Annotated in this window: 10 protein-coding genes; 2 read left to right on the top strand and 8 right to left on the bottom strand. The window is 41.8% G+C overall.

The features are described 5' to 3' along the window. Nucleotides 1-23: 23 nt before the first annotated feature. A complete protein-coding gene (locus tag M2470_RS05075) occupies nucleotides 24-2,411 on the top strand; it encodes an FtsX-like permease family protein (protein ID WP_280743957.1) in 2,388 nt (795 codons plus the stop codon). Nucleotides 2,412-2,416: 5 nt separating this feature from the next. On the opposite strand, the gene M2470_RS05070 is transcribed toward M2470_RS05075, so the two are convergent. From M2470_RS05070 to M2470_RS05035, 8 genes are all read right to left on the bottom strand, one after another. Then, the gene (locus M2470_RS05070) at nucleotides 2,417-4,762 is read right to left on the bottom strand and encodes an ABC transporter permease (protein WP_280743956.1); all 2,346 of its coding nucleotides are present in this window, start codon (nucleotides 4,760-4,762) and stop codon (nucleotides 2,417-2,419) included. Nucleotides 4,763-4,973: 211 nt separating this feature from the next. Continuing rightward, nucleotides 4,974-7,331, bottom strand: coding sequence for an ABC transporter permease (locus M2470_RS05065; protein ID WP_280743955.1), 2,358 nt, complete (start codon nucleotides 7,329-7,331; stop codon nucleotides 4,974-4,976). A gap of 1 nt (nucleotide 7,332) precedes the next feature. Then, the gene (locus M2470_RS05060) at nucleotides 7,333-9,687 is read right to left on the bottom strand and encodes an ABC transporter permease (protein WP_280743954.1); all 2,355 of its coding nucleotides are present in this window, start codon (nucleotides 9,685-9,687) and stop codon (nucleotides 7,333-7,335) included. 1 nt (nucleotide 9,688) lies between these two features. After that, a complete protein-coding gene (locus tag M2470_RS05055) occupies nucleotides 9,689-12,061 on the bottom strand; it encodes an ABC transporter permease (protein ID WP_280743953.1) in 2,373 nt (790 codons plus the stop codon). 1 nt (nucleotide 12,062) lies between these two features. After that, entirely contained in the window at nucleotides 12,063-14,432 is a 2,370-nt protein-coding gene (locus tag M2470_RS05050; RefSeq protein ID WP_280743952.1) for an ABC transporter permease, read from the bottom strand. Nucleotides 14,433-14,689: 257 nt separating this feature from the next. Next, nucleotides 14,690-15,370: an ABC transporter ATP-binding protein gene (locus M2470_RS05045; protein WP_280743951.1), complete on the bottom strand. Its 681-nt coding sequence runs from the start codon at nucleotides 15,368-15,370 to the stop codon at nucleotides 14,690-14,692. A gap of 151 nt (nucleotides 15,371-15,521) precedes the next feature. Beyond that, nucleotides 15,522-17,846, bottom strand: coding sequence for an ABC transporter permease (locus tag M2470_RS05040; RefSeq protein ID WP_280743950.1), 2,325 nt, complete (start codon nucleotides 17,844-17,846; stop codon nucleotides 15,522-15,524). A 175-nt stretch (nucleotides 17,847-18,021) separates the two neighbouring features. Beyond that, nucleotides 18,022-20,904, bottom strand: coding sequence for a M16 family metallopeptidase (locus M2470_RS05035; protein ID WP_280743949.1), 2,883 nt, complete (start codon nucleotides 20,902-20,904; stop codon nucleotides 18,022-18,024). A gap of 53 nt (nucleotides 20,905-20,957) precedes the next feature. On the opposite strand from M2470_RS05035, the gene M2470_RS05030 reads away from it, so the two are divergent. Continuing rightward, nucleotides 20,958-22,211 carry a mechanosensitive ion channel domain-containing protein gene (locus tag M2470_RS05030; RefSeq protein ID WP_280743948.1) on the top strand — a complete coding sequence of 418 codons (1,254 nt, stop codon included), beginning with the start codon at nucleotides 20,958-20,960 and terminating at the stop codon, nucleotides 22,209-22,211. Nucleotides 22,212-22,579: the final 368 nt, after the last annotated feature.

The raw sequence follows: 22,579 nt of genomic DNA, 5'->3' as shown, positions 1-22,579 counted from the left end.
TAATGAAGAATATAGAATAAAGAATGAAGAGTATATCTTTTAAACTTATTTTTCGGAGCTGGTGGCGGAATAAGGCGTTTGCTGTTATTTCTGTCCTTAGCCTGGCAGTTGGCATTGCCTGTACTAATTTGCTGGCGGCTTTTGTGATACATGAGTATAATGTGGAAGCTGGTAATCCTAATCGGGAGCGGATTTATTGCATTGTGCAGGATTCTCCTTTTCAGGAAGTGGGTAAAGTGTTTTACTCCTCTAAAGGTATTACTACTACCATAAAAGATCGTTATCCGGAAGTGGAAGATTACCTCACCCTCAACACGGTAGGAGCATATCAGATTATTGTTGGTGAAACAATATACGACCCGATTACGATTATGTCTGCGGAAGCATCTTTGCCCCGATTTTTCCCTTACCGGACGCTTGTGGGGAATCCGGAAGAGGCATTGACAGAGCCGAACAAAATAGCGCTGACAGAAGTCACGGCCAGCCGCTTCTTCGGTAAGGATGATCCGATCGGGCAATCTATTACTATCTACCATTCGCCACAAGGGGGTACGACGTATCAGGTGGTGGCTATAATCCAAGGGCACGATCAGTCCTACCTTTCATTCGATGCTATTACTTCTTTGAAAGGGGATCATTACGGCGGACCTTCTTTCCTTATGATGAACCGCTCCATTGATCCGGAGGCTTTTGCCCTCCGCCTTAAAGAAGATGCCGTTCCTACCTTTATGGTGGATAAAGGACGTTATTACCTGAACACATTACAGGAAAACTTTTTCAGCGATGATTATAAGGTACAGGGGCTTTCACACATCCGGAAACAAAACAAACTGACACTGGACATCGGCCTGCTCTCAGCACTGCTGATCTTGCTGATTGCCTGCTTTAATTATATCAACCTCAACTTCTCGCGCCTGCTGCAACAGGTGAAGATGATACATGTACAGAAGCTGATGGGCGCTTCGCGTCTTGACATTAACAAACAATTGTTTTTCGACATCTTCTTTACTGTATTGATCGGATTTATGATCTCGCTACTGGTTATGTATGATCTTATTCCGGTATTCAATTCCATCTTATCCGCCCGCATGAATGGTTCCTTTATTTTCAGCGGACAGGTACTGCCTTTCCTGGTCGGGCTGATCCTTGTTCTGTCCGTGATACCGGCTATTTATGTAAGTCGCAAGATCACGTCATTGTCTCGCCGACATATCGTTGAGCTGTCGGGAGGGAAAAAGAAGCAAAGTATCATATCTGTGCTGTCCGTTATTCAGTTGACGATCTCTATTGCTTTGATCATTGCCACTTTAACAGTCAACAGCCAGGTCGGGTTGATCCGTCGGGGCGGAGACGGGTATCGAGACATACTCGAGGTTGGGGTCTGGAACGGAGACGGAAAGAATCTGAATACCTTCGTCACAGAGCTACGTTCGCATCCTGAACTGGGAGAAATAAGTACATCGGAATTCTCTATGTTTCACTACGGCATACGACAAAGAAGTATTATCAACCCTGACGGAAGCGAGCGTAAATTCCAGATAGTGGAGTTGGGAGGCAATAGCGGCTACCTGTCCGGTTTCCGTATCAAGGTAAAACAAGGTTTGCAGCCCGAAGAAGCACTCGAGCATTTCGCCCGTCCCGTTTATATCAATCAACGCTTTGCAGATGTGTTTGTAGGAGACGGAGAAAACCCTGTCGGGAAATCATTAAAGAGTTATGATGAGGAGTTTGACTACCAGAAAAAAGAAGACGGATCAAAAGAAAACCCCATCACCACCATTGCCGGGGTGGTGGATAATTTCTTTCTCGCCTCACTGGAAGAAGAGGTCTCTCCTACCATTGTGCATATTAGAAAAGAGGCTGATATGGATCATACGTCCGGCAACGTCTATTTCCGCTTGGATAAAAAGCATCCGGAACGGCTGGCTACCGTCAAACAAATATGGGAAAAGCATCATTCTGGAATACTATTCACGTACCGAAATGTGTATGAAGACTTTCTGGCTCTCAACCGGAAAGCATTCGGCCTGGCAGATCTGCTACTGATGTATTCCCTGATCAGCATCTTCCTTACCTGTTTCGGATTATTTGGAATGGCGCTTTACTCCACAGAACAGCGCACCAAAGAGATCGGTATCCGAAAGGTAAACGGAGCTACGATATGGCAGATTGTCAAGTTACTCAACAGACGGTTTATTCTATGGATTACAATAGCCTTTTTGATTGCCGTACCTGTTACCTGGATACTTTTAAAACGTTGGCTTCAAAGCTTTGTCTATCGTGCGGATATCACCATAGGGGTATTCATCGTAGCATTACTTACCGTAACAGTTATTGCGCTACTCACCGTAAGTTGGCATAGCTACAGGGCGGCAACAGGCAATCCGGTAGATGCATTGAGGGATGAGTAAAGAAATCATTCCGTCTTGATGCTTTCTACCGGGTTGGCGTTGGCGGCGCGCCAGTTTTGAAAGGTTACGGTAAAGATTGTGATGATGGCTATCAGCAGGAAGGCGATAGCGAATACCCACCAATAAACCGGGGTTTTGTAGGCAAAGTTTTCGAGCCATTTGATGATGGCATAATAAGCGATCGGCGCAGCCAGTACGAAACAAATACATAAAATACGGATATAAATACGGTTAAACATGGCTAGTATTTCATTCGTAGATGATCCAAGTACTTTCCGCAAGCCGATCTCTTTTTTTCTATATTCGCTCTCAAAAACAACCAATCCGAAGACCCCTACGATAGAAATAAATACAGCTATCAGACTAAATAAGGTAATGAGTGAACTGGTCTTTTGCTCCTTTTCGTAGAGTTTATGTAATACTTCATTGAAGAAGCGGACATTGAAGGGGTATTTGGCATCAAACATTTCCAAAGAAGTACGTACGTGCTTCATGGCGGCTCGTAAGTCGGAGCCTGCCTTTACTTTGATGTAGGCGTGGTTTGGACGAGAGCCCCAGTTTTCTGTTCCCCAGACATAGAAAGCCATAGGCGTTACTTCCGTGCGGAAAGAGGCAAACTTTACATCGGGAATGAATCCTACGATTTCGCCGTCGTCTATCTTCTCTCCTGTTTCCAGGCCATACATGTCGCGTGCTTTCTCGTTAAAGATATATACACCGCTTGTTGTGTTTTTATCTTCTTCCCTGAAATCACGTCCTTGTACAACGTTGATATTCATTACTTTCAAGAAAGAATAGTCCACCGGCAGGCATTGGAATTGGATGTCTTTGTCGCGGTACTTACGTCCCCAGCCCATATATTGGTCGGAGCTTGACAGAAGCGGTTCGGCAAAGGTTACGTTTTCTATTCCGGCAAAGGTCTTCAACTGATTGGTGAAGGCATCCTGACTTTTATTCAAAGTGTTGGTTACATTGGTAATAATCAGTTCGTCTTTATCGTAGCCTAAAGGTGTATTCTGCATATAATAGTTTTGCAAATACATGAACATTGCACCAATAATGAGGGCAAATGATGATATGAACTGAATACTGATCAATACATTCCGAAGCTGCCGTCCCTTAGGAGACAATCCAAAACCACCCTTCAATACCAAGGCGGGAGAGAAGGATGTAGTATAATAAGAGGGATACAATCCGGCAAGTAAACCTGTAAGTATAGCAAGCACACCTACTCCCAATATCAAGGATGGATAAGCCAGTAAAGATACCTCAGCATTAATCAGGGATGCCATAGGCGTCAGAGAAAACAGGAATACAAGCAGCAGCCCCAGCAGGTAAGAAACAATGCTGATAGAGACAGCCTCCATCAGAAGCGACAGACGTAAAGCGCTCTCATCCGCCCCCAGTATCTTTTGCGTATTGATTCCCTTTATCCGGACCGGAGTAAGGGCTGTACTGAAATTAGTGAAGTTTATCCCAGCAATAGCTACGATAATAAAAGCAATGCCAAACAGCACCAGCAAGGTCTGCTTACTAGCTTTAGGCGCACTATCGTATACGGTGTCTGTCACAAAGTGTATTTCTGGCAGCGGAGTGAGGCGCAGATTAATCCCGGCAACCCATGCATAATCACTTCCCAAAGCCGAAGTATCAAAATTCTTTTTGAAATTCTCTACCAAGTGTTCGCTGTTCTTCGGATTATCGACTCTGACATACAGTACATAATTATTATTGCCCCAATTCTGAAGATTTTCATCTTTGGGAAATGGCGCATAAATACAGTTCGAAACAACCGTATTCTGAGGGAAGTCTTTGTAAACTCCTCCTATCGTATAGCTGAAGTTTTCTCCTTTTAATTGCTGATCCATAGCAGATGCGTTGCCATACAATCGCTTGGCCATGCTCTGTGGAATCAATACTTTATTGGGCTCCTGCAATGCGGCAGTTACTCCTTCAAGCATTTCAAATTCAAATACGTCTGTAAACTCCGGATATACTTTTACCGAAGGCTCCAGGAAGTTGAGTTGTTCTCCATCGCGGTCAACCGAAAAATACAGATTACCTCCCCAGGGATTTACAATACTCCCTGCCTGGATATGTGGCGACGAAGCGATAAAACGATCAGAAAGAGGGCGGCTGATTACCACCTGCCCCGTACCATCGTAATTGATCTCTACCCTATAAATCCGGTCTGAATTAGTATGACATTTATCAAAGTTCCAGTCATAGTCGAGCTGCATAAAAATGATAATAAAAGCGGCAAAAGCAATAGATAAACCCAGGATATTTAACACTGTTGCCATCTTAAAGCGACGCAAAGCGCTCAGGAAGTTTTTGATAATTGTTTTCATAATTACTATTTCTACATTCTTCTTCTATTAAGACGAATACAAGACTGATTTCGTTGCACATTTTATTGTGTTTTTTATCCTCCTATATAACCCCCGAAAATCGCATGCATGCGATCTCAAAAAAGCATGCATGCGATTTACAAAAAGCACACATGCTTTTTTAAAAAAGAAGCCGTGCGATTTTTCCATTGCATATCTTCTTGTAAAAAAATCACTCCGTCTTTAAACTATCTACCGGATTGGCATTGGCTACTCTCCAGCTTTGGAAGGTAACAGTTGCCAAGGTGATAAGCAAGATTATACAGAAAGAGAAGGCATATATCCACCAATGAATAGGCGTTTTATAAGCAAAGTTCTCCAACCATTTACTGATGGTATACCAGGCAAGCGGAGCTGCTATAACAAAGCATACCATTATAATATAAACATACTGCCGGTTCAGCAATTCCAATATCTGCGTAATCGTAGAACCATGTACCTTTCGTATCGCAATTTCTTTCCGGCGATACTGGGTATCGAATACCACCAGGCCAAACACACCTACTAATGAAAGGATAATTGCCAAAAGGCTGAACAAGGTAATAAGGCTTCGCAGATTCGTTTCTTTATGATACAATTGATTGAATACTGCATCATAGAATTCTACTTCGACCGGGAAAGAGGGATCTATAGCGGCCAATGTACTTCGTATATGGCGAATGGCTCCTTCTATATCCGTTCCTTTTTTAATACGGATATAGGAATTACTCATGGGGTAAGGATGTTCCCATACAACAAAGCCTACATTGTCGGAACTATTGCGTAAGGAAGTAAATTTCACATCACCAGTGAATCCTACAATATGCGACCGCCCGGATTGATCTAGCGCATCTCCTACCTCCAGATTGGCTTGAAGTTTTGCTGCCCAGTTATAAATAAATGCTCTTCCGTCTGTTTGCTTTTGATCGGCAGGAGTGAAATCACGTCCTTCTTCTACCGGAATACCCATTACATCAAGAAAATTAGAAGAGCATATAATCATATAAAACTGTAAGGTCTGCTCCTTGATCCTTATGGTATTCGTATTATAGCTATCTTGTGAAGCTACCCGCTCCATTGCAAAGGCTACATCTTCAATACCCGGGTATTCTTTTAGTTGATTAACAAACGTTTCATGATGTTTCTGGTATATATCCGTAGTCAGGTCTACAAGCATAATCTGGTCTTTGTCAAAGCCTAAAGAGAAATCACGCATATAGTCATTTTGCAGCTTCACTAAACTGGCACTCACTATTAGCACAATTGATACAATAAACTGGATACCAATAAGTGCCGTCCTTAGTTTTCGCCCGGATGGAGATAATCCGAAACTACCTTTCAATACTAATGCAGGAGGAAATGAAACCATGTATCTCGCAGGATAAAGACCTGCCACAAATCCGGCTAATATGGCTATAGCGCCCGTCAACAACAAGATAGGCAGATTAACTACAAAACCCAAATTAGCTTCTACAAAAGGCAAGACACTTGTCTTATTCAACATCCAAACAATAAGCAAACTCAAAAACCAGGCAACCAGAGCTACAATAACCGATTCGGCAACCAAAGCTCTCCTCAACTGGGTATCCGTACTCCCCAATACCTTTTGTGTATTAATACTTTTAATACGCATCGGAGTAAGCGAAGTGCTGAAGTTTACATAATTGATAATAGCTATTATAATAATCAATACAGCAATCAGGAAAAGAAGTTTGGATATTTCGGGATTTCCCGTGCGAGTTAGTCGGGCATCCGAATGGCCTCCTGCATAATAAATATCTGTAAGCGGCACGAGATGAATATAATCCTCCCGTCCTATTTGCTTAAAATCAAATGTTTCATTAAAATTATCAGCTACAGCTTGTGCCGATGAAGGACTATCCAATAACAGATAACACATAAAATTGCTGGCTCCGAAATTACCTTTGAAGGCATCGTCACCTATCGTTGTATAAACAGCGTTTGATAACTGCGTATTACCCGGGAAGTCACGATACACAGCCCCAATCGTAAACGTCTTCTCGTCTTTTGTCTGAACATTTTCTTCTGCATGCAGCAATTGACCTACAGCCGACGAAGTACCAAATAATGCACGGGCAAGGCTTTCCGGTATAATTACTTTATCGGGATCATTTAAACAATCCGGATTGCCTTCTACCATTTGAAAATCAAACACTTTTGTAATATCGGCATGCGTAATCATAGTCGTTTCACGAAAACCATGTTTTTCTCCGTCAATCATTACCGAATAATGGATTTTTCCATTATAGGGATAGATTAATGTTCCCGCTTCAATATGCGGAGAAGATGTTATCACCCGCTCTACAAAGGCACGGGGTAGAATAATCGAAAATACTCCCGGATCCTGCAACTCTACCCGGAAAACTCGTTCTGCCGTAGGATGACATGTATCAAAACTCCGTTCATAATGAACCTGTATCAAAATCACCGAGAAAGCGGCGAAAGCAACTGCCAAACCTAAGATGTTCAATACAGTTGCCATCTTAAACCGCCTCAACACACTTAGAAAATTACGTAATATCGTTTTCATATTATTCTGTTTTAATCGAATCTACCGGGTTGGCATTGGCTACGCGCCAGTTCTGGAAGGTAACTGTACTTGTGGTAACTAAGGATACCATCAGAAAGGCGACAAGATATACCCACCAGAACATAGGGGTTTTGTAAGCAAAGTTCTCCAGCCATTTACTGATCGCAAACCAAGCGATGGGAACTGAAAAGACAAAGCAGATACAAAGTATGCGGATATAGGTTTTGTTGAACAGCAGAATGATCTCCTGAACAGTAGAGCCTAATACTTTTCGTATACCGATCTCTTTCCGACGGTATTCGCTATCAAACACCACCAGTCCGAAAACGCCTACAATGGAGATAAATACAGCAATCAAACCAAACAATATGATAAGAGAGCTAAAGTGGCGCTCGCTTGTATATAATCCATTCAGCACTTCGTCATAGAAACGGATATTAAACTGATAATCCGGCTCCATACTTCCAAAGACTGTTTTCACATGCGAGATAGCGGCATGCATATCGGATTCTTTTTTTACTTTGATATAGACATAATTGTCAAGGAAGCCTTCCGGTATAAAGCGGTTGCTACCCCATACATAAAAGGCCATTGGAACAACTTCCGTGCGGAAAGAGGCAAACTTGATATCAGGCATAAAGCCTACGATTTCCATCTGATCTATTTTCTCTCCTAAAGTCAGGTCGTATGCTTCTTTTGCTTTTTGGTTGAAAATCAGTGTTCCGTAGTCTGTTCGTTCATCATCTTCCCTGAAGTTACGCCCTTCCTCTACATCTATTCCTAAAACGGATAAGAAGGATGGAGAAACCAGCAAGCACTGAAAGCTAATTTGCTTCCCGTGATGCTCCCGCCCCCAGTCCATATACTGGTCGGAACTGGATATCAGCATTTCCGAAAAGGTCACATCTTCAATATCTGCAAAAGATTTCAGTTGGTTCACATACGTATTCTTGTTTTTCAGCATAGAACCGGGGATGTCGGAAACGATTAGCTGTTCTTTGTCATAGCCCAAAGAAGTATATTTCATAAAGTTATTTTGCAGATATATAAATATCGCGCAAATGATTAAGGCAAACGAGGCGCAAAACTGAACGCTTATCAAAGTATTCCTCAACGACCTTCCTTTTGGAGATAAACCGAGACTTCCTTTCAGCACTAAGGCAGGAGAAAAAGAGGTAGTATAATAGGATGGGTATATGCCCGCTAAAACACCTGTCAAAATAGCTATCACCAAGGTCGATAGGAATATAAACAAATGAGATTCTAAAGATATAGTGGCACTTACCAACGAGGCAAAGGACGAAATAGAAAAACAATACACCAATGCCAACGACAATACATAAGACAGCAGACTTATCATCAATGCTTCGGCTAATAAGGCCATACGCAGCAATTTATCACCTGCTCCTAATACCTTCTGCGTATTGATACTTTTTATACGCATCGGTGCCAAAGCCGTGCTGAAATTGGTAAAATTAATACCCGCGATAAGTAGAATGATAAACGCTATGCTTAAAAGCACAAAGAGCGTTTGACGGCTTGTTTTGGGCGTAAAATCAAATTGTACATCCGCCACATAATGAAGCTCTTCAAGTGGGGTAAGCCTCAGGCTAATCTTGTCTAACCATTCGTATTCACCGAAAGAAGAGAGTTTTACGTTGTTATTGAAGTCTTCTACAATATATCGGCTATTTTGTGGAGCATCGAGGCGGATATAGGTGTTAAAAACGCTATTTGCCCAATCATCCTTGTATTCATCGGCCGGAAGAGGATAATAAATAACATTGTCTATCAGGGTATTTGTGGGGAAATCCTTGTACACACCACCAATTGTATATGTTTTTTCATCTGTTATCAGTTGTTTTCCTATCGCAGACTCCTCGCCGAATAGTTTTTTAGATATACTATAGGGAATAAGCATCTTATCGGGTTCATCCAAAGCATTGGCTACACCTTCCATCATGGTAAACTCAAATACGTCGCCATGGTTGGGGCTGACTTTTAAGGAGGGCTCTCTGTATCGAACCTTTTCTCCATTCTTATGGATAGAGAAAAACATATCGCGTTTAGAAGTAAGAGTAAGGATGCTCCCTGCCACAATATGAGGAGAAGAGCTTATAAACAATTCCGATATCGGACGGGAAAGCACAGTCATAGCGCCTTGCTCATTCACCTGTTCCAGACGGTATATGCGGTCGGAGTCCGGATAGCATTTGGCAAAGTTCCAGTCATAATCCAATTGTATCATTATCACAATAAAAGCGGCAAAAGCAACAGCCAGACCCGCAACATTCAATGCTGTTGCCATCTTAAACCGCCTTATAACACTTAGTAAATTACGAAGTATCGTTTTCATCTTATTCTGTTTTAATCGAGTCTACTGGGTTGGCATTGGCTACTTGCCAGCTTTGGAAGGTTACCGTTGCGGTTGTTATCATGGTTACTATTAAGAAAGAGAGGGCAAATACCCACCAGTACATCGGCGTTTTGTAGGCAAAGCTCTGGAGCCAGGTGTGTACGGCATACCAGGCAATCGGGGCGGCAACGATAAAACATACCGTCAGTATTCTGACATAGCGTTTGTTAAACATCGCCAGAATCTCTGCCGTAGTAGAGCCTAACACCTTGCGCACACCTACTTCTTTGCGTTTATATTCACTCTCAAACACGACCAAGCCGAATACGCCTACGATAGAGATTAATACCGCTATCAGGCTGAACCAGGTAATCAGAGACGTAAGGCTTCTTTCTTTTATGTACAAATCATTGATTACATCATTAAAGAATTTCACCTTAAACGGATAGTCGGGCGATACGTCTTGCAGTGTTGCTTTCACATGATCCATAGCGGCATACATATCCGATCCGGCTTTTACCTTTATATAAGCCCAGTTGCGCCGCGGCCATCTATTCTCTTTGATAAGGCTGAAGGCCATCGGCAGTATCTCGTTTCGCAAGGAAGCTACATTGATATCCGGGATAAATCCGACTACGATATCGTTTGCCGTATCTTCTCCGTACGCCTTATCTTTCAACTTGTCTCCTACCGCCAACTCAAATTCTTCTTTCGCGCGGCGATTGAATATAAAGTGATCCTCATAGATTGTATCGTTTTGATCCGAGCGGGTGAAATCGCGCCCGTCAAAGACTTCAATGTTCATCATCTTCAGGAAATCCAGGTCTACGGCTATTTGCTGGAACATGAAACTATGGCCTTTCAGCTCTCTGACCTGAGTGGTATAATCGTCGCCACTTGAGATCAGTATGTCGGTAAAACCAACATCTGTTATACCTGCCTGTAACTTCAGTTCATTTACGAAAGCTACTCTTTTTTCACTCAGTTGTTTGCTCATGTCCGTTACGATAATCTGATCTTTTTCATAGCCTACCGGACTTGTACGCATATAATTATTTTGCAGGTACATGAACAAGGCAGCCACAATTAGGATGAAAGAGGCTACAAACTGTACACCCATCAGCGAATTACGCAAGCTGCGCCCTTGTGGAGACAAGCCGAATGTCCCTTTCAACACCATTGCCGGAGCAAAAGAAGTGATATACCACGAAGGATAAAGCCCGGCAAAAAGACCTAATAATAAAGATATGGCAGCAATTGCCCCAAGGAGCGGAATATGCCCGGATAGCGCCATATCCGCATCCAAAAGCGAAGAAACAGAAGTTAGGGAGAGCAGATAAACCAAGCCTACCGATATCAGCCACGAAAGGAAACAAATACCGACAGCCTCAAGCAGCAACGTTCTCCGCAGCGTCGCCTGAGAAGCTCCCAATACCTTTTGCGTATTGATACTCTTGATGCGGAGTGGCGTAAGCGCCATATTGTAATTCGTGAAATTAATACCGGCGATAATCAGTATCACAAGTCCGATGGCTATCAGTATCCAAACGGTTTGTTTGCTTGTTTTCTCGATCGTATCAAACTCCACAGCCATATCATAGTGAATGTCTTTAAGGGCTGTAAGATGATAGTTGATTTCTCCCTCGAAAGCATTGTTCAGGAGGGTCAAATCCAGAAGCGGTATAATGTCCTCTACCAAACCCTTTACCGATTCCGGCCTGTCGAGTTTAAGGTAGGAGGCAAAAGTCATGGTTACGGCATAATAGGTATTGTTCTTTTTATTCAGTTGCTGTATGATATAATTGTGTACAGAACTGTTTTTAGGGAAATCTTTATATACACCTCCTACTGTAAAAGACTTATCGTCTCTGATTAACTGCTTGTCGAGCGCCGGTTCATTGCCGAATATTCTTCGCGCCATACTTTCGGGCAGTAATACTTTATTGGGGTCTTCCAATGCTTTGGCTGTTCCTTCTACCATTTGAAAATGAAAGAAGTCGGGATAATCCGGCAATGCGTAAAACATCTTTTCGGAATAGCTTTGTTTTGTGCCCTGTTTATCTACTTTGAATATAAAGTCGCTAGTAAACATCGTATTCGCCATGGTAGAAGACAGGATATGTGGAGAGGCACTTGCAAAATCCTCATGAAATGGCCAGCTAACTAATGCTACTCTACGTCCATCCATTACCATTTCAAGTCGATAAATAGTGTCGGCGTCTTTAATAGATTTATCAAACCCCAGGTCGTAAGTAACCTGTATCATTATCACTGTGAAAGCGGCAAAGGCAACCGAAAGGCCTAAGACATTCAATACGGTTGCCATCTTAAACCGCCTCAACACACTAAGAAAATTACGTAAAATTGTTTTCATATTATTCTGTCTTTAAACTATCTACCGGATTGGCGTTGGCTACTTGCCAGCTTTGGAAAGTTACGGTAGCTATTGTTATTGTTGTTACTATCAAGAAAGAAAGGGCAAATACCCACCAGTACATCGGTGTTTTGTAGGCAAAGTTCTCCAGCCAGTTCTCTATGGCATACCAGGCGATTGGGCTGGCTGCCAGAAAGCAAAGGGCCAGTATCTTGATATAATGTGTATTGAACATGGCCAAAATCTCGCCCGTAGTAGAACCTAATACCTTGCGCACACCTACTTCCTTCCGCTTATACTCACTTTCAAATACGATGAGTCCGAATACCCCTACAATGGAGATCAATACAGCTATCAGGCTGAAGATCGTGATCAGCAAGGTAAGGCTGCTTTCCTTGTCGTACAAATCCTTTAGTATATTGTCGTACAAACGTACATTGAAGCTATAATTGGGCGACAGTATATGCAATGCCGACTTTATTTTATCCATCGCATTGTATATATCCGTACCGGGCTTTACGCGGATATAGGCTAATTGCAGCTCGTAAAAATTGTGGGTATTATGTAAAGCAAAAGCCATTGGCTCTATTTCTTTCCGCAAAGACGTTACATTAATATCCGGAATAAAGCCGATAATCTCGCCATCATCCCCCAGCTTATCGCCTACCGAAAAGCCAAACTCTTTTCTGGCTCTTTCGTTGAAGATATAGCGATTGGAGTGGGTAATCGAGCGTTCGTCGGTAGCCAGGAAATCGCGTCCTTCCGTCAGTGGTATCCCGATTGTTTTCAGATAATCCGTACTTACGGCAGCCACCTGAAACATAATGGTTTCGTCTTTCCATCCACGTCCCCATTTGCTGAAATAATCGGTTCCCGATAGTAAGTCATTAGCAAAAGCTACACTTTCCACTTCCGATAGGTTTAGTAATTCATTCTTAAATGTATCGGAAGATTTACGGATATCCTCATTTATATCTGTTACAATCAGTTGTTCTTTATCATAGCCGATAGACGAGCTTTGTACAAAACGCGTTTGTATATACATAAACATAGCGGCGATAATCAGTATAAAGGAAGCTACAAACTGAATACTAACCAATGAATTACGCAACTGCCTACCTTTAGGAGACAATCCGAAGCTACCCTTCAACACCAAAGCCGGAGCAAACGACGTAATGTAATAGGCCGGATAAATACCGGCAAACAGGCCTACCAAGAGCGCAAGCCCTCCCACAGCTACCAACAAAGTAATATGGTTTAGTAAATAAATATCTGTATCCAGCAAAGTAGTTACCGAAGTTAATGACAGCAGATAGGTGAAACCAATAGACAACAGCCAAGCCAAGAGACAAATCATCACAGCTTCTATAATCAATGAGCCTCTCAGGCGTTCTTCCGTAGCCCCCAACACCTTTTGTGTATTGATACTTTTAATACGCAAAGGAGTAAGCGCGATGCTGTAATTGGTAAAGTTAATTGTAGCAATCAGCAGGATAACAAGCGCTATGGCGATCAATACAAGGATCATACTCATGCTGGCCTTTGGCGTAGAATCAAATTCGGTATTCATGCTAAAATGAAGACTCTCTAAAGGCATCAGTTTGAAAGTAACCATTTTCATCAAGGTCTGTATGTCTTCATTCGAAGCATCAAGGCTTTCCATGTAAGCCTCTATCAAGCCATCGGCCATAGCAGGGCTGCTCAGTTTTACATAGGCTTCAAAATTCAGGTTGCCATATTCCGTTCCGCTATCCCTCTCGGGGGATACTTCTTTGTAAATCACATTGCCTACAGAGGTGTTCTTCTGAAAGTCTTTATATACGCCGCCGATTGTCCAGGTAAAACCATCGCCCTTCATTTGCTTTTGTATAGCCGATTCGTTGCCAAACATTTTGTGTGCCATACTTTCCGGTATCAATACCGTGTTGGGTTCTTTTATGGCGTCAGACTGACCTTCCGTCATTTCAAAAGAAAATACATCTACAAAACCGGCCGATATATCCAATGCCGTTTCGTTAAACCATACTTTTGCTCCCTGCCGCTCTACCGAAAAAAACGAATCACTTATATCACCATGCCCTAACATATAAGGGTCGGAGATGGAACTTGCCACTATTGCCGGTGATTTGCGGGTAAGGTCTTCCAGCAAAAAGCGGGAGTTGATACCGTAATGATGCCCGTTCATGATGGTTTCTACCCTGAAGATACGATCCGAATCTTTTACCGATTTATTAAACCCCAGGTCGTAACCCACCTGCATCATAATCACTATAAAAGCCGTAAAGGCAATAGCAAGACCCACTATATTAAGTAATGTTGCCATCTTGAAACGGCGAAATACACTTAAGAAGTTTCGTAGTATCGTTTTCATTTTTTTTCGTTTATTAAATACTAATCAAAGCCTGTGCCAAACACCTATCTTGCTATTTTACAATAAATTACAAAACAACCAATCGATGTATAGTGTCTAATTTTTTGACAAATATGTCTAATTCTTTGACAATTTTCGGGGCTTTTCCCTACACCAGGAGTCTCTGAGAGATTCGGTTTTACAGGGGAAATTATATAAAACACATCGGCCTGAAAGAGAAATTTCCTTCAGGCCGATGACAAATGGTCTTTAGTATATTATATAAACTCGCTTACGGAGGATACGACGCTACCGTCGAACAGGTTGATTACCCGGTGTGCGAAGGAGGCATCATGCTTGGAGTGCGTTACCATGATGATGGTAGTGCCTTCTTTGTTCAGTTCGGTGAGCAGTTCCATTACTTCAAGGCCGTTTTTACTGTCGAGGTTACCGGTAGGTTCGTCGGCAAGGATCAACTTGGGATTGGAAACTACAGCACGGGCGATGGCTACACGCTGTTGCTGACCTCCGGAAAGCTGCTGTGGGAAGTGTCCGGCGCGATGGCTGATATTCATCCGCTTCAGGATATCGGTTACCATCTGTTTGCGCTCTGATGATTTTATTTTCAGATAAGTAAGCGGGAGTTCTACATTTTCAAATACATTGAGTTCGTCTATCAAGTTAAAACTCTGGAATACGAAACCGATGTTTCCTTTGCGTACCTGTGTGCGTTCTTTCTCTTTCAGGTGCCCTACTTCCGTTTCGCCCAGGTAGTAATTACCTTCGGTAGGATTGTCGAGCAGCCCCAGAATATTAAGCAAAGTAGATTTACCACAACCCGAAGGTCCCATAATAGCTACAAATTCTCCGTCTTTCACATCCAGTGATACCTTATTAAGAGCAATTGTCTCTACTTCCTCTGTACGGAAAAGCTTACTTAAATTTTCAATTTTAATCATGGTTCTATATTTTTAAATTGTTATCGTTCTTCTTTATATATATTCAAATTATGTGCCAAAGATATTATTCTTTAAATATCAAACACTTATAAATCTATTTATTTTTTCCAACTGTCTATTTTTTTGACAATGCTGTATAAATATTAGACATTTATTCCGTTTTTACATTATTCACTGGATTGCTATTGGCTGCTTGGTAGCTTTGGTAGAATACGGTGATAAAAGCTACAATCAGGCAGAACAAACCTGCTGTAATAAATATCCAGGGATATAGTGATATGCGGTATGGATAGTCGGCTATCCACTTATTCATAACATACCAGGCTACTGGCGTTGCAATGATAAAGGCAATGCCTACATAGCTCATAAATGTAGAAATCAGACGGATCAACACCTGCGAATTGGAAGAACCAAATACCTTGCGGACAGCTACTTCGCGCGAACGCTGTTGGATAAAGTAGGTAGACATGGCGAGCAATCCCAGGAGCGAGATAACAATGGCGATGATGGCAAAAATGATTACGAGCTTAGCCATGCGTTGCTGATCGGTATAGGATTCTTCTACCTGCTGCTCAGTATATTGGCCGGTAAATTCAAGCTGTGAAATGCGTTCGTATACTTCCTTTACCTGATCACGGGCTATGAATGGATCGCCTTGTGTTTCTATCAGTACATTCCAGGGGTGGATGTCTTCTTCTTTTTCAATGACAACCAGGATGGGCTTTATACCGTAAGAAATATTGAGAAGCTGGAAATCACGTACCACACCGGCAATAAAGGTGGTTTCATTTTCCCATAGCTTAACTTCTGTAGCGTCTATCGGCAGATTAAGCTCTCTCATGGCCTGTTCGCTAAAGTACATCTGATTGCCATCTACATTATTTTTATGGATTATTTCGAGACCTAGCATATTGAAAAAAGTGGTATCTGCTCTTAATACCTGAAAGGAAATGTTGCGTTCTTCATAGACTAATGTCCAGTTATTTCCCCGGTTGAAAGGGACACCTTGCGAATAGGCAACGCGATTTACGGAAGCCAGCTGGCGTGTTTCGTTTACAAAGGTATTGACCTTTTCGCGGCTTTCAAACTGATAGGTAGGCACATACAGCATATTGGTGGTATTATACCCTAAGGGAGCTTTTATCATGTGGTTGATTTGCAAGATCATGGTAAGCGAAGCCGCCAGCAGCATAATGGTTATTACATTCTGAAAGGTAATGAATATTTTGCTGAATACCATTTTGGTCTTGGTGCGGAAGCCGCCTCTTACGATATCAATCGGTTTGGAGTTGGAAATGATAATAGCCGGAAGCAATCCGGAGATAAGTCCTACCAAAAGAATTACACCTATTACAATCAGGCTGTTACTCAGGTTAAAGAAGCCTTTCAGATCAATCGTTACCTGCAGTAGATCGTTGGCAAAAGGCAAGACGGCAAAAGCCAGCAAAAGCCCGATAAAAAAGGATACCGTACATACAATAGTAGACTCTATAATCAGGCGAAAGAATAACTCGCTACGTGAAGAGCCCAGCAAACGGCGTGTAGCCATTTCCTTGGCACGTGAGCCGGTTTGCGCCACCGTAAGATTAATATAATTAATAACGGCAAAGATCAGGATCAGAATGCCTATAAACATAAAGATTACAACAAAGGTCCAGGAATTTTGGTTCATATAAGTAGTAGCTTGTAGTTTGGAAAAATAGATTTCCGTCAATGGTACAAAGATTACTTTCTGAAAGATATTCCGCTCATATACCCAGAAAAAGGTTTTCAGGTACTCGGCTATTTCTTCTTGTTTGGCCTGGATATTGCTTCCCGGTACGGTTTGAAAGAAAGCCTGAACACCCATGGCATTATACCCATGTTCGGAATCAAGGCTTTCGTTAAAAAAGTGAACATTATCTATCTTGAAAACGATATCGGAATAAGGGATGGTAGAGTTTTTAATATCTTTCATGATACCGTTTACCATTACACTTACCGAGTCGTTTACCTTAATATACTGCCCCATCGGGTCGCGGTCGCTGAATATCCGCTTGGCAAATGATTCGGATATCACGGCATGATTCTTAGCTTCCAACACTGTGTTGGGATCTCCCTGCACCAACGGAAAAGTAAACATGGTAAAAAAGGTAGTATCCACCATCAGTAAATCTGCCTTGTATTTCTTATCGCCAATAAAGATGCCGTATTCGGAATAATTTACAAGCGGACACATCTTCTCAAACTCCGGATAATCCTTAGCCAAACGCTCAGCAATACGCCAAGCAGAGCCTATGTTATTTTCATTAGCAATGGCATAAATGGTATCGGCATTCTTCTGGAAGCGGTCTGTTGATAATCCCTGGTTTACATACACCAGAATCAGGATTACAAACATCAGTGACACAGATAAACCAAATACATTAATAGACGTAAAGGTTTTATTCCTGCTGAGGAATTTGAAGAAGGATTTAAAGTTCAAGAGATTATTCATTGTTATTTAGTCATTAATGTTTAGTGACGAATAATTAATTGCCATAGATAAATCAAATACTATGCCAAAACCAATAAAACGCTGAAAAGTAACATTGTAGATATAAGATAAAAAAATAAGCATTGTCTAATAATTAGACAATGCTGTATAATTATTTGACAACCTTATAACGATATCAATTATAAAGGTCTTCTTTCTTTACTTTTATTACGTTTCCGAATTCTACGAGTTTATCCATATCAATCTTCCGGGAGTTACCTACAATCATATAGACAACCGGACGTCCGTTGATGTTCTCTTCGTAGAAACGTACAATGTCCTGCATTGTCATTTGAGACAGGCTTTCGATCAGTGTTTCGTTCGGATCTGCAGTATATCCTTCGTTCATCAGCGAAGCGATCTTTCCTGGGATTCTGCGGAAGGTAGGATAATTAGTTCCAAACTGATTGATCAATGATTGTTTAACAGCCGGTAAACGATCCGGTTTCACAGGCATTTCGTTGATCAGTTGGTCTAAAATGGTCAACGCATCAATTGTTTTATCATTTTGTGTAGAAAGCATAGCCGAGAACTCTCCGGGTTTGTTTTTCAGATTCAACGGAAGAACAGCATAAGAGCCACTGGTACGATAGGCAAAAGAGCGGAACTCACGTATCTCCTGAAACATTAACGACGACATATCTCCTCCGAAGTATCCGGAAAAAAGCCGGGCGGCATTGCGCGACGATTCATCCGTCAAGGGCTCTCCTAATACATAGGCATAGATAATACTCTGAGAGGCGTCCGGCACATCACAGAAATAAACCTGTGATTCGCTATATTCTTTCTTTGTCCGATAAACCGGAGCATTGGATTTTACAGTAATATCCTCTAGTCTTATTTGTTCTTTTATGTGATTAGCCACTTCTTCAACAGACAGTGTTCCACAGTAATAAAGGTCGCATTCTACCTTTTGTATGTCTTTGAAAATAGCAATCAGGTCTTCTCCCTTCATTTTCTTTATATCGGATAAAGACAGTTTATTCAGGTAGATGGATCTTTTTCCGGTTCTTACTTTTTCGGCCAATGCATGAGCAATATTGTCGGTTGATTTATAGAAGGCCTTTTTCAACAGCTTTTCTTCGTCAAGCAACTGATTGTATTTCTTTTTTTCGGCTTTTGGCGCTTGTATAAAGGATGATACAAGAGCGAGTGTTTCATTAAAATTAGCATCGAATCCGCTGATCTTAATGGAAAACTGATTATCTACAACTTCAAAAGACAACGTGCTTCCGAGGGTTTGAAGTTGTCCTCTGAATTCATCGAAAGACAGTTTTTCTGTACCCAGTAACGGCAGATAAGCAGCCAGTTGTGTCAGTGCCGGTTGTTCCGTTTTCCCGATTCTGAATGCTATCTCCAAAGTAAAGATGTCATTGACGGGATTGGCTGATACGTATAGCTTGGCCAATGGAGAAAGAGGGTATTTTTGTACGTCTTTCTCAAAGTCAAGAAAACGAGGTGTGATTTCCTTAACAGGCAGTTTTTCCAGTTCCCGGGCATAAGCAGAAGATGCTTCGGCATGGCGGGGAATGATGGGCTGCAGGTTCGGCTTGGGCAGATTATCTTTGGGATACTTTCCGGTTTTCTTTGTCACAAACAGATAATCTTCAACAAAATATTTATTGGCAATCGCTACCACATCGTCTTTGGTTAAAGAATCAATGTGCTCTATTTCCTTTAAGTATTCCGTCCATGATTTACCTTGCGAGAATAGGGTCATCATCACTTCGGAACGAGAGTTGATCTCTTCCAGCAAGGATACATATTTTCTTTTCTGTTCCAGTTTCAGACTGCTGAATATTTCTTCGCTGAAATCCCCGGTTTTAATCCGGTTAATCTCATTCCATATCATCTCCTTAGCGCTGCCCATTGTCTGGAATACCAGTTTAGGTACGGCAATCACGCCTAATACTCCGGCATCATTGAAACTCTCATTGAGGGTCATGGCTGCCATTAACTTACGGTCTACCATCAGTTTATCCAGATATCCCGTACCGTTTGAGTTATTAAGCAAACCTATGGCAATATTTAAAGCTACCTGGTCCGGATGATTGGCTGGAACACCCCGGAAGGCAAAGCCGGCTATCTTCACCAGTGGCATAGGAAAACGGATCGTATACTTTTCTTCTCCTTCAAAAGAGGGTATTTCAACCTTTTCCCTTTTGGGCGCTTCTCCTTTCTTTATGCGGGAAAAAGCGGCTTCCAGGATCGGTAGTGTTGTTTCCGTATCAAAATCTCCGCTCAGTATCAATCCCATATTGGATGCTACATAATACTTGTCGAAGAATTGCTTCATCTCCGAAAGCTGCGGATTCTTCAGATGCTCGGTACTACCTATAATCGGATAGGCATACGGATGGGGCTGGAAGAAACGCTCCATGAACTTCTCCATTGCATCCCGCCCGATGGCGTCACGATACATATTCTTTTCTTCGTATACCGTTTCCAGCTCGCTCTGGAACATACGGAAAACGGGGTTAATCAATCGTTCGCTGTTCAGCTCTGCCCATTGGGCGATATATTGGGGAGAAAATGTATTCAGATATACCGTGTAATCGTAAGAGGTTCCGGCATTCAGACGCGTCCCTCCATATCTGGAAATAAGTCGGTTAAACTCATTCGGGATAACATATTCCGCTGCTTGTATGCTGAATTCGTTTATTTCCTGCTGAATTCGGGTTCGTTCTTTGGGATCGGTAGTTAATGCTAATTCATCATAACGGGTAGCTATTGAATCAAGTAATACTTTTTCCGACTGATAGTCTATCGTTCCAATTTTATCTGTCCCTTTGAACATGATATGTTCAAAATAGTGCGCAATGCCTGTATTGGGGGTGTCTTTAGCTCCGGCCTTAACTACAACTGCTCCGAATATCTTGGGCTGACTATGATCTTCATTCAGCCAAACAGTCATACCGTTACTTAATGTATATTCTCTCACCTGCAATGATTCGGACAACTGTGCTGAAATAAAACTTGTACTAAATGAAAGTAGCGCCACGTTAATTAGATGTTTCATGAAATATTATTAATTTCGCTACAAATATATTTATTTATTTTAGTCTGAACACTATGCAGGAAATACAAAAATGGGTATATGATATACTTATTAACATCGGATTAGCTGAAAAAACAGCTGGTATATTAGATAATTATATAATTCTGGCATTCATCATCGGATTAGCAACCATAGTAAACTATACGTTGCGGGCCTTTGTATTGGGAGCTTTCAAAAAGATAGCCGCCAGAACAAAAAACAAATGGGATGATCTGATTGTAGAACGGAAAATACTCAATAAATTTATCAATATTATTCCGGCTATCTTATTATATATCTTATTGCCTTTAGCTTTTTCCAGGGAAGAATTTACCGATTTATTGGATTTTATTCAGCGATTATGCCTTATATATATTATAGCTATTATTCTACGGTTTATATATGCAGCACTTGGAGTTGTTTATGAAGTTTTTGAACGAAAACAAACGCTAAAGAATAAACCGCTGAGGGGTTTTATACAAATTATTCAGGTTATTTTGATTTTTGTCGGGGGAATTATTATTATCGCGATTCTGATTAATAAATCCCCCACCACTTTATTTGCCGGTTTGGGAGCTTCTGCCGCTATTCTTACCCTAGTATTTAAAGATACACTGATGGGGTTTGTGGCCGGTATTCAGCTTTCAGCCAATGATATGCTTCGCCCCGGCGACTGGATTACCATGCCTAAATACGGAGCAGACGGAGATGTGATAGAAGTATCCCTCAATACCGTAAAGGTTCGGAACTTTGACAAAACAATCACTACCATACCTCCTTCCGCCTTGATTAATGATTCCTTTCAGAACTGGCGGGGAATGACGGAAGCGGGAGGCCGCCGGGTAAAACGCTCCGTGTTCATCGATATGAACAGCGTACACTTCTGCTCACAAGAGATGCTCGATAAATTCAGGCATATCGCCTTACTAACCGAATATATCGACCGGAAAGAAGAAGAACTCAATAAATTCAATGAGTCACAACAGATTGACAATACCGTATTGGTGAACGGCCGCAGACAAACCAACCTTGGCGTGTTCCGCGCCTATCTGGAACGATATCTGAAAAGCCATCCGGGCATCAATGAAACGATGACATGCATGGTTCGGCACCTGCAACCAACAGACAAGGGCATCCCCATCGAGCTCTACTTCTTCACCTCCACCACTACCTGGACCCTCTACGAAGGCATCCAGGCCGACGTATTCGACCATATACTGGCCATCATCCCCGAATTCGGCTTAAGCGTCTTCCAAAACGTCTCCGGAAGCGACCTCCGAAAGGCTTAAACAAGAAATTTGCGGATAGACCCTTCATGTATAGTTGGGGTAAAATTGACATTTTACTCATACGAATTTCATGCTTTTATACCGATTTTTTTAGCGGTTCACCTGGGTGAACGAAGTGGATCACCTATATGAGCCACGCGGCTCACAAGGGTGAACTGATCGGCTCACCTCTGTGAGCCACTAAAAAAAAGCAATACATGCAATAAATGTTCAATACCTAAACACGAAAATTTCTATTTAAAAACATGAAGGATGAAAGTCGTTTTTTTATAATTAGTCACCCCTTAAAAAGCGGCTTTAAGTTTTTCACTTAATAAAATTGTCTGTATCCGTAAAATGATATAGGCAATTTTTTGTTTGTATTTATT

It is taken from the genome of Parabacteroides sp. PH5-46 (assembly GCF_029892785.1).
Lineage (GTDB): Bacteria > Bacteroidota > Bacteroidia > Bacteroidales > Tannerellaceae > DFXE01.
The sequence above is the reverse complement of the archived record's forward strand: the minus strand, read 5'-3'. Positions and strand labels throughout refer to the sequence as shown.

Bases quoted from the DNA above. Each gene is read 5' to 3' on its own strand.
- M2470_RS05035 (WP_280743949.1), bottom strand. From the start codon at position 20,904: ATGAAACATCTAATTAACGTGGCGCTACTTTCATTTAGTACAAGTTTT.
- M2470_RS05040 (WP_280743950.1), bottom strand. From the start codon at position 17,846: ATGAATAATCTCTTGAACTTTAAATCCTTCTTCAAATTCCTCAGCAGG.
- M2470_RS05065 (WP_280743955.1), bottom strand. From the start codon at position 7,331: ATGAAAACGATATTACGTAATTTTCTAAGTGTGTTGAGGCGGTTTAAG.
- M2470_RS05030 (WP_280743948.1), top strand. From the start codon at position 20,958: ATGCAGGAAATACAAAAATGGGTATATGATATACTTATTAACATCGGA.
- M2470_RS05070 (WP_280743956.1), bottom strand. From the start codon at position 4,762: ATGAAAACAATTATCAAAAACTTCCTGAGCGCTTTGCGTCGCTTTAAG.
- M2470_RS05050 (WP_280743952.1), bottom strand. From the start codon at position 14,432: ATGAAAACGATACTACGAAACTTCTTAAGTGTATTTCGCCGTTTCAAG.
- M2470_RS05060 (WP_280743954.1), bottom strand. From the start codon at position 9,687: ATGAAAACGATACTTCGTAATTTACTAAGTGTTATAAGGCGGTTTAAG.
- M2470_RS05075 (WP_280743957.1), top strand. From the start codon at position 24: ATGAAGAGTATATCTTTTAAACTTATTTTTCGGAGCTGGTGGCGGAAT.
- M2470_RS05045 (WP_280743951.1), bottom strand. From the start codon at position 15,370: ATGATTAAAATTGAAAATTTAAGTAAGCTTTTCCGTACAGAGGAAGTA.
- M2470_RS05055 (WP_280743953.1), bottom strand. From the start codon at position 12,061: ATGAAAACAATTTTACGTAATTTTCTTAGTGTGTTGAGGCGGTTTAAG.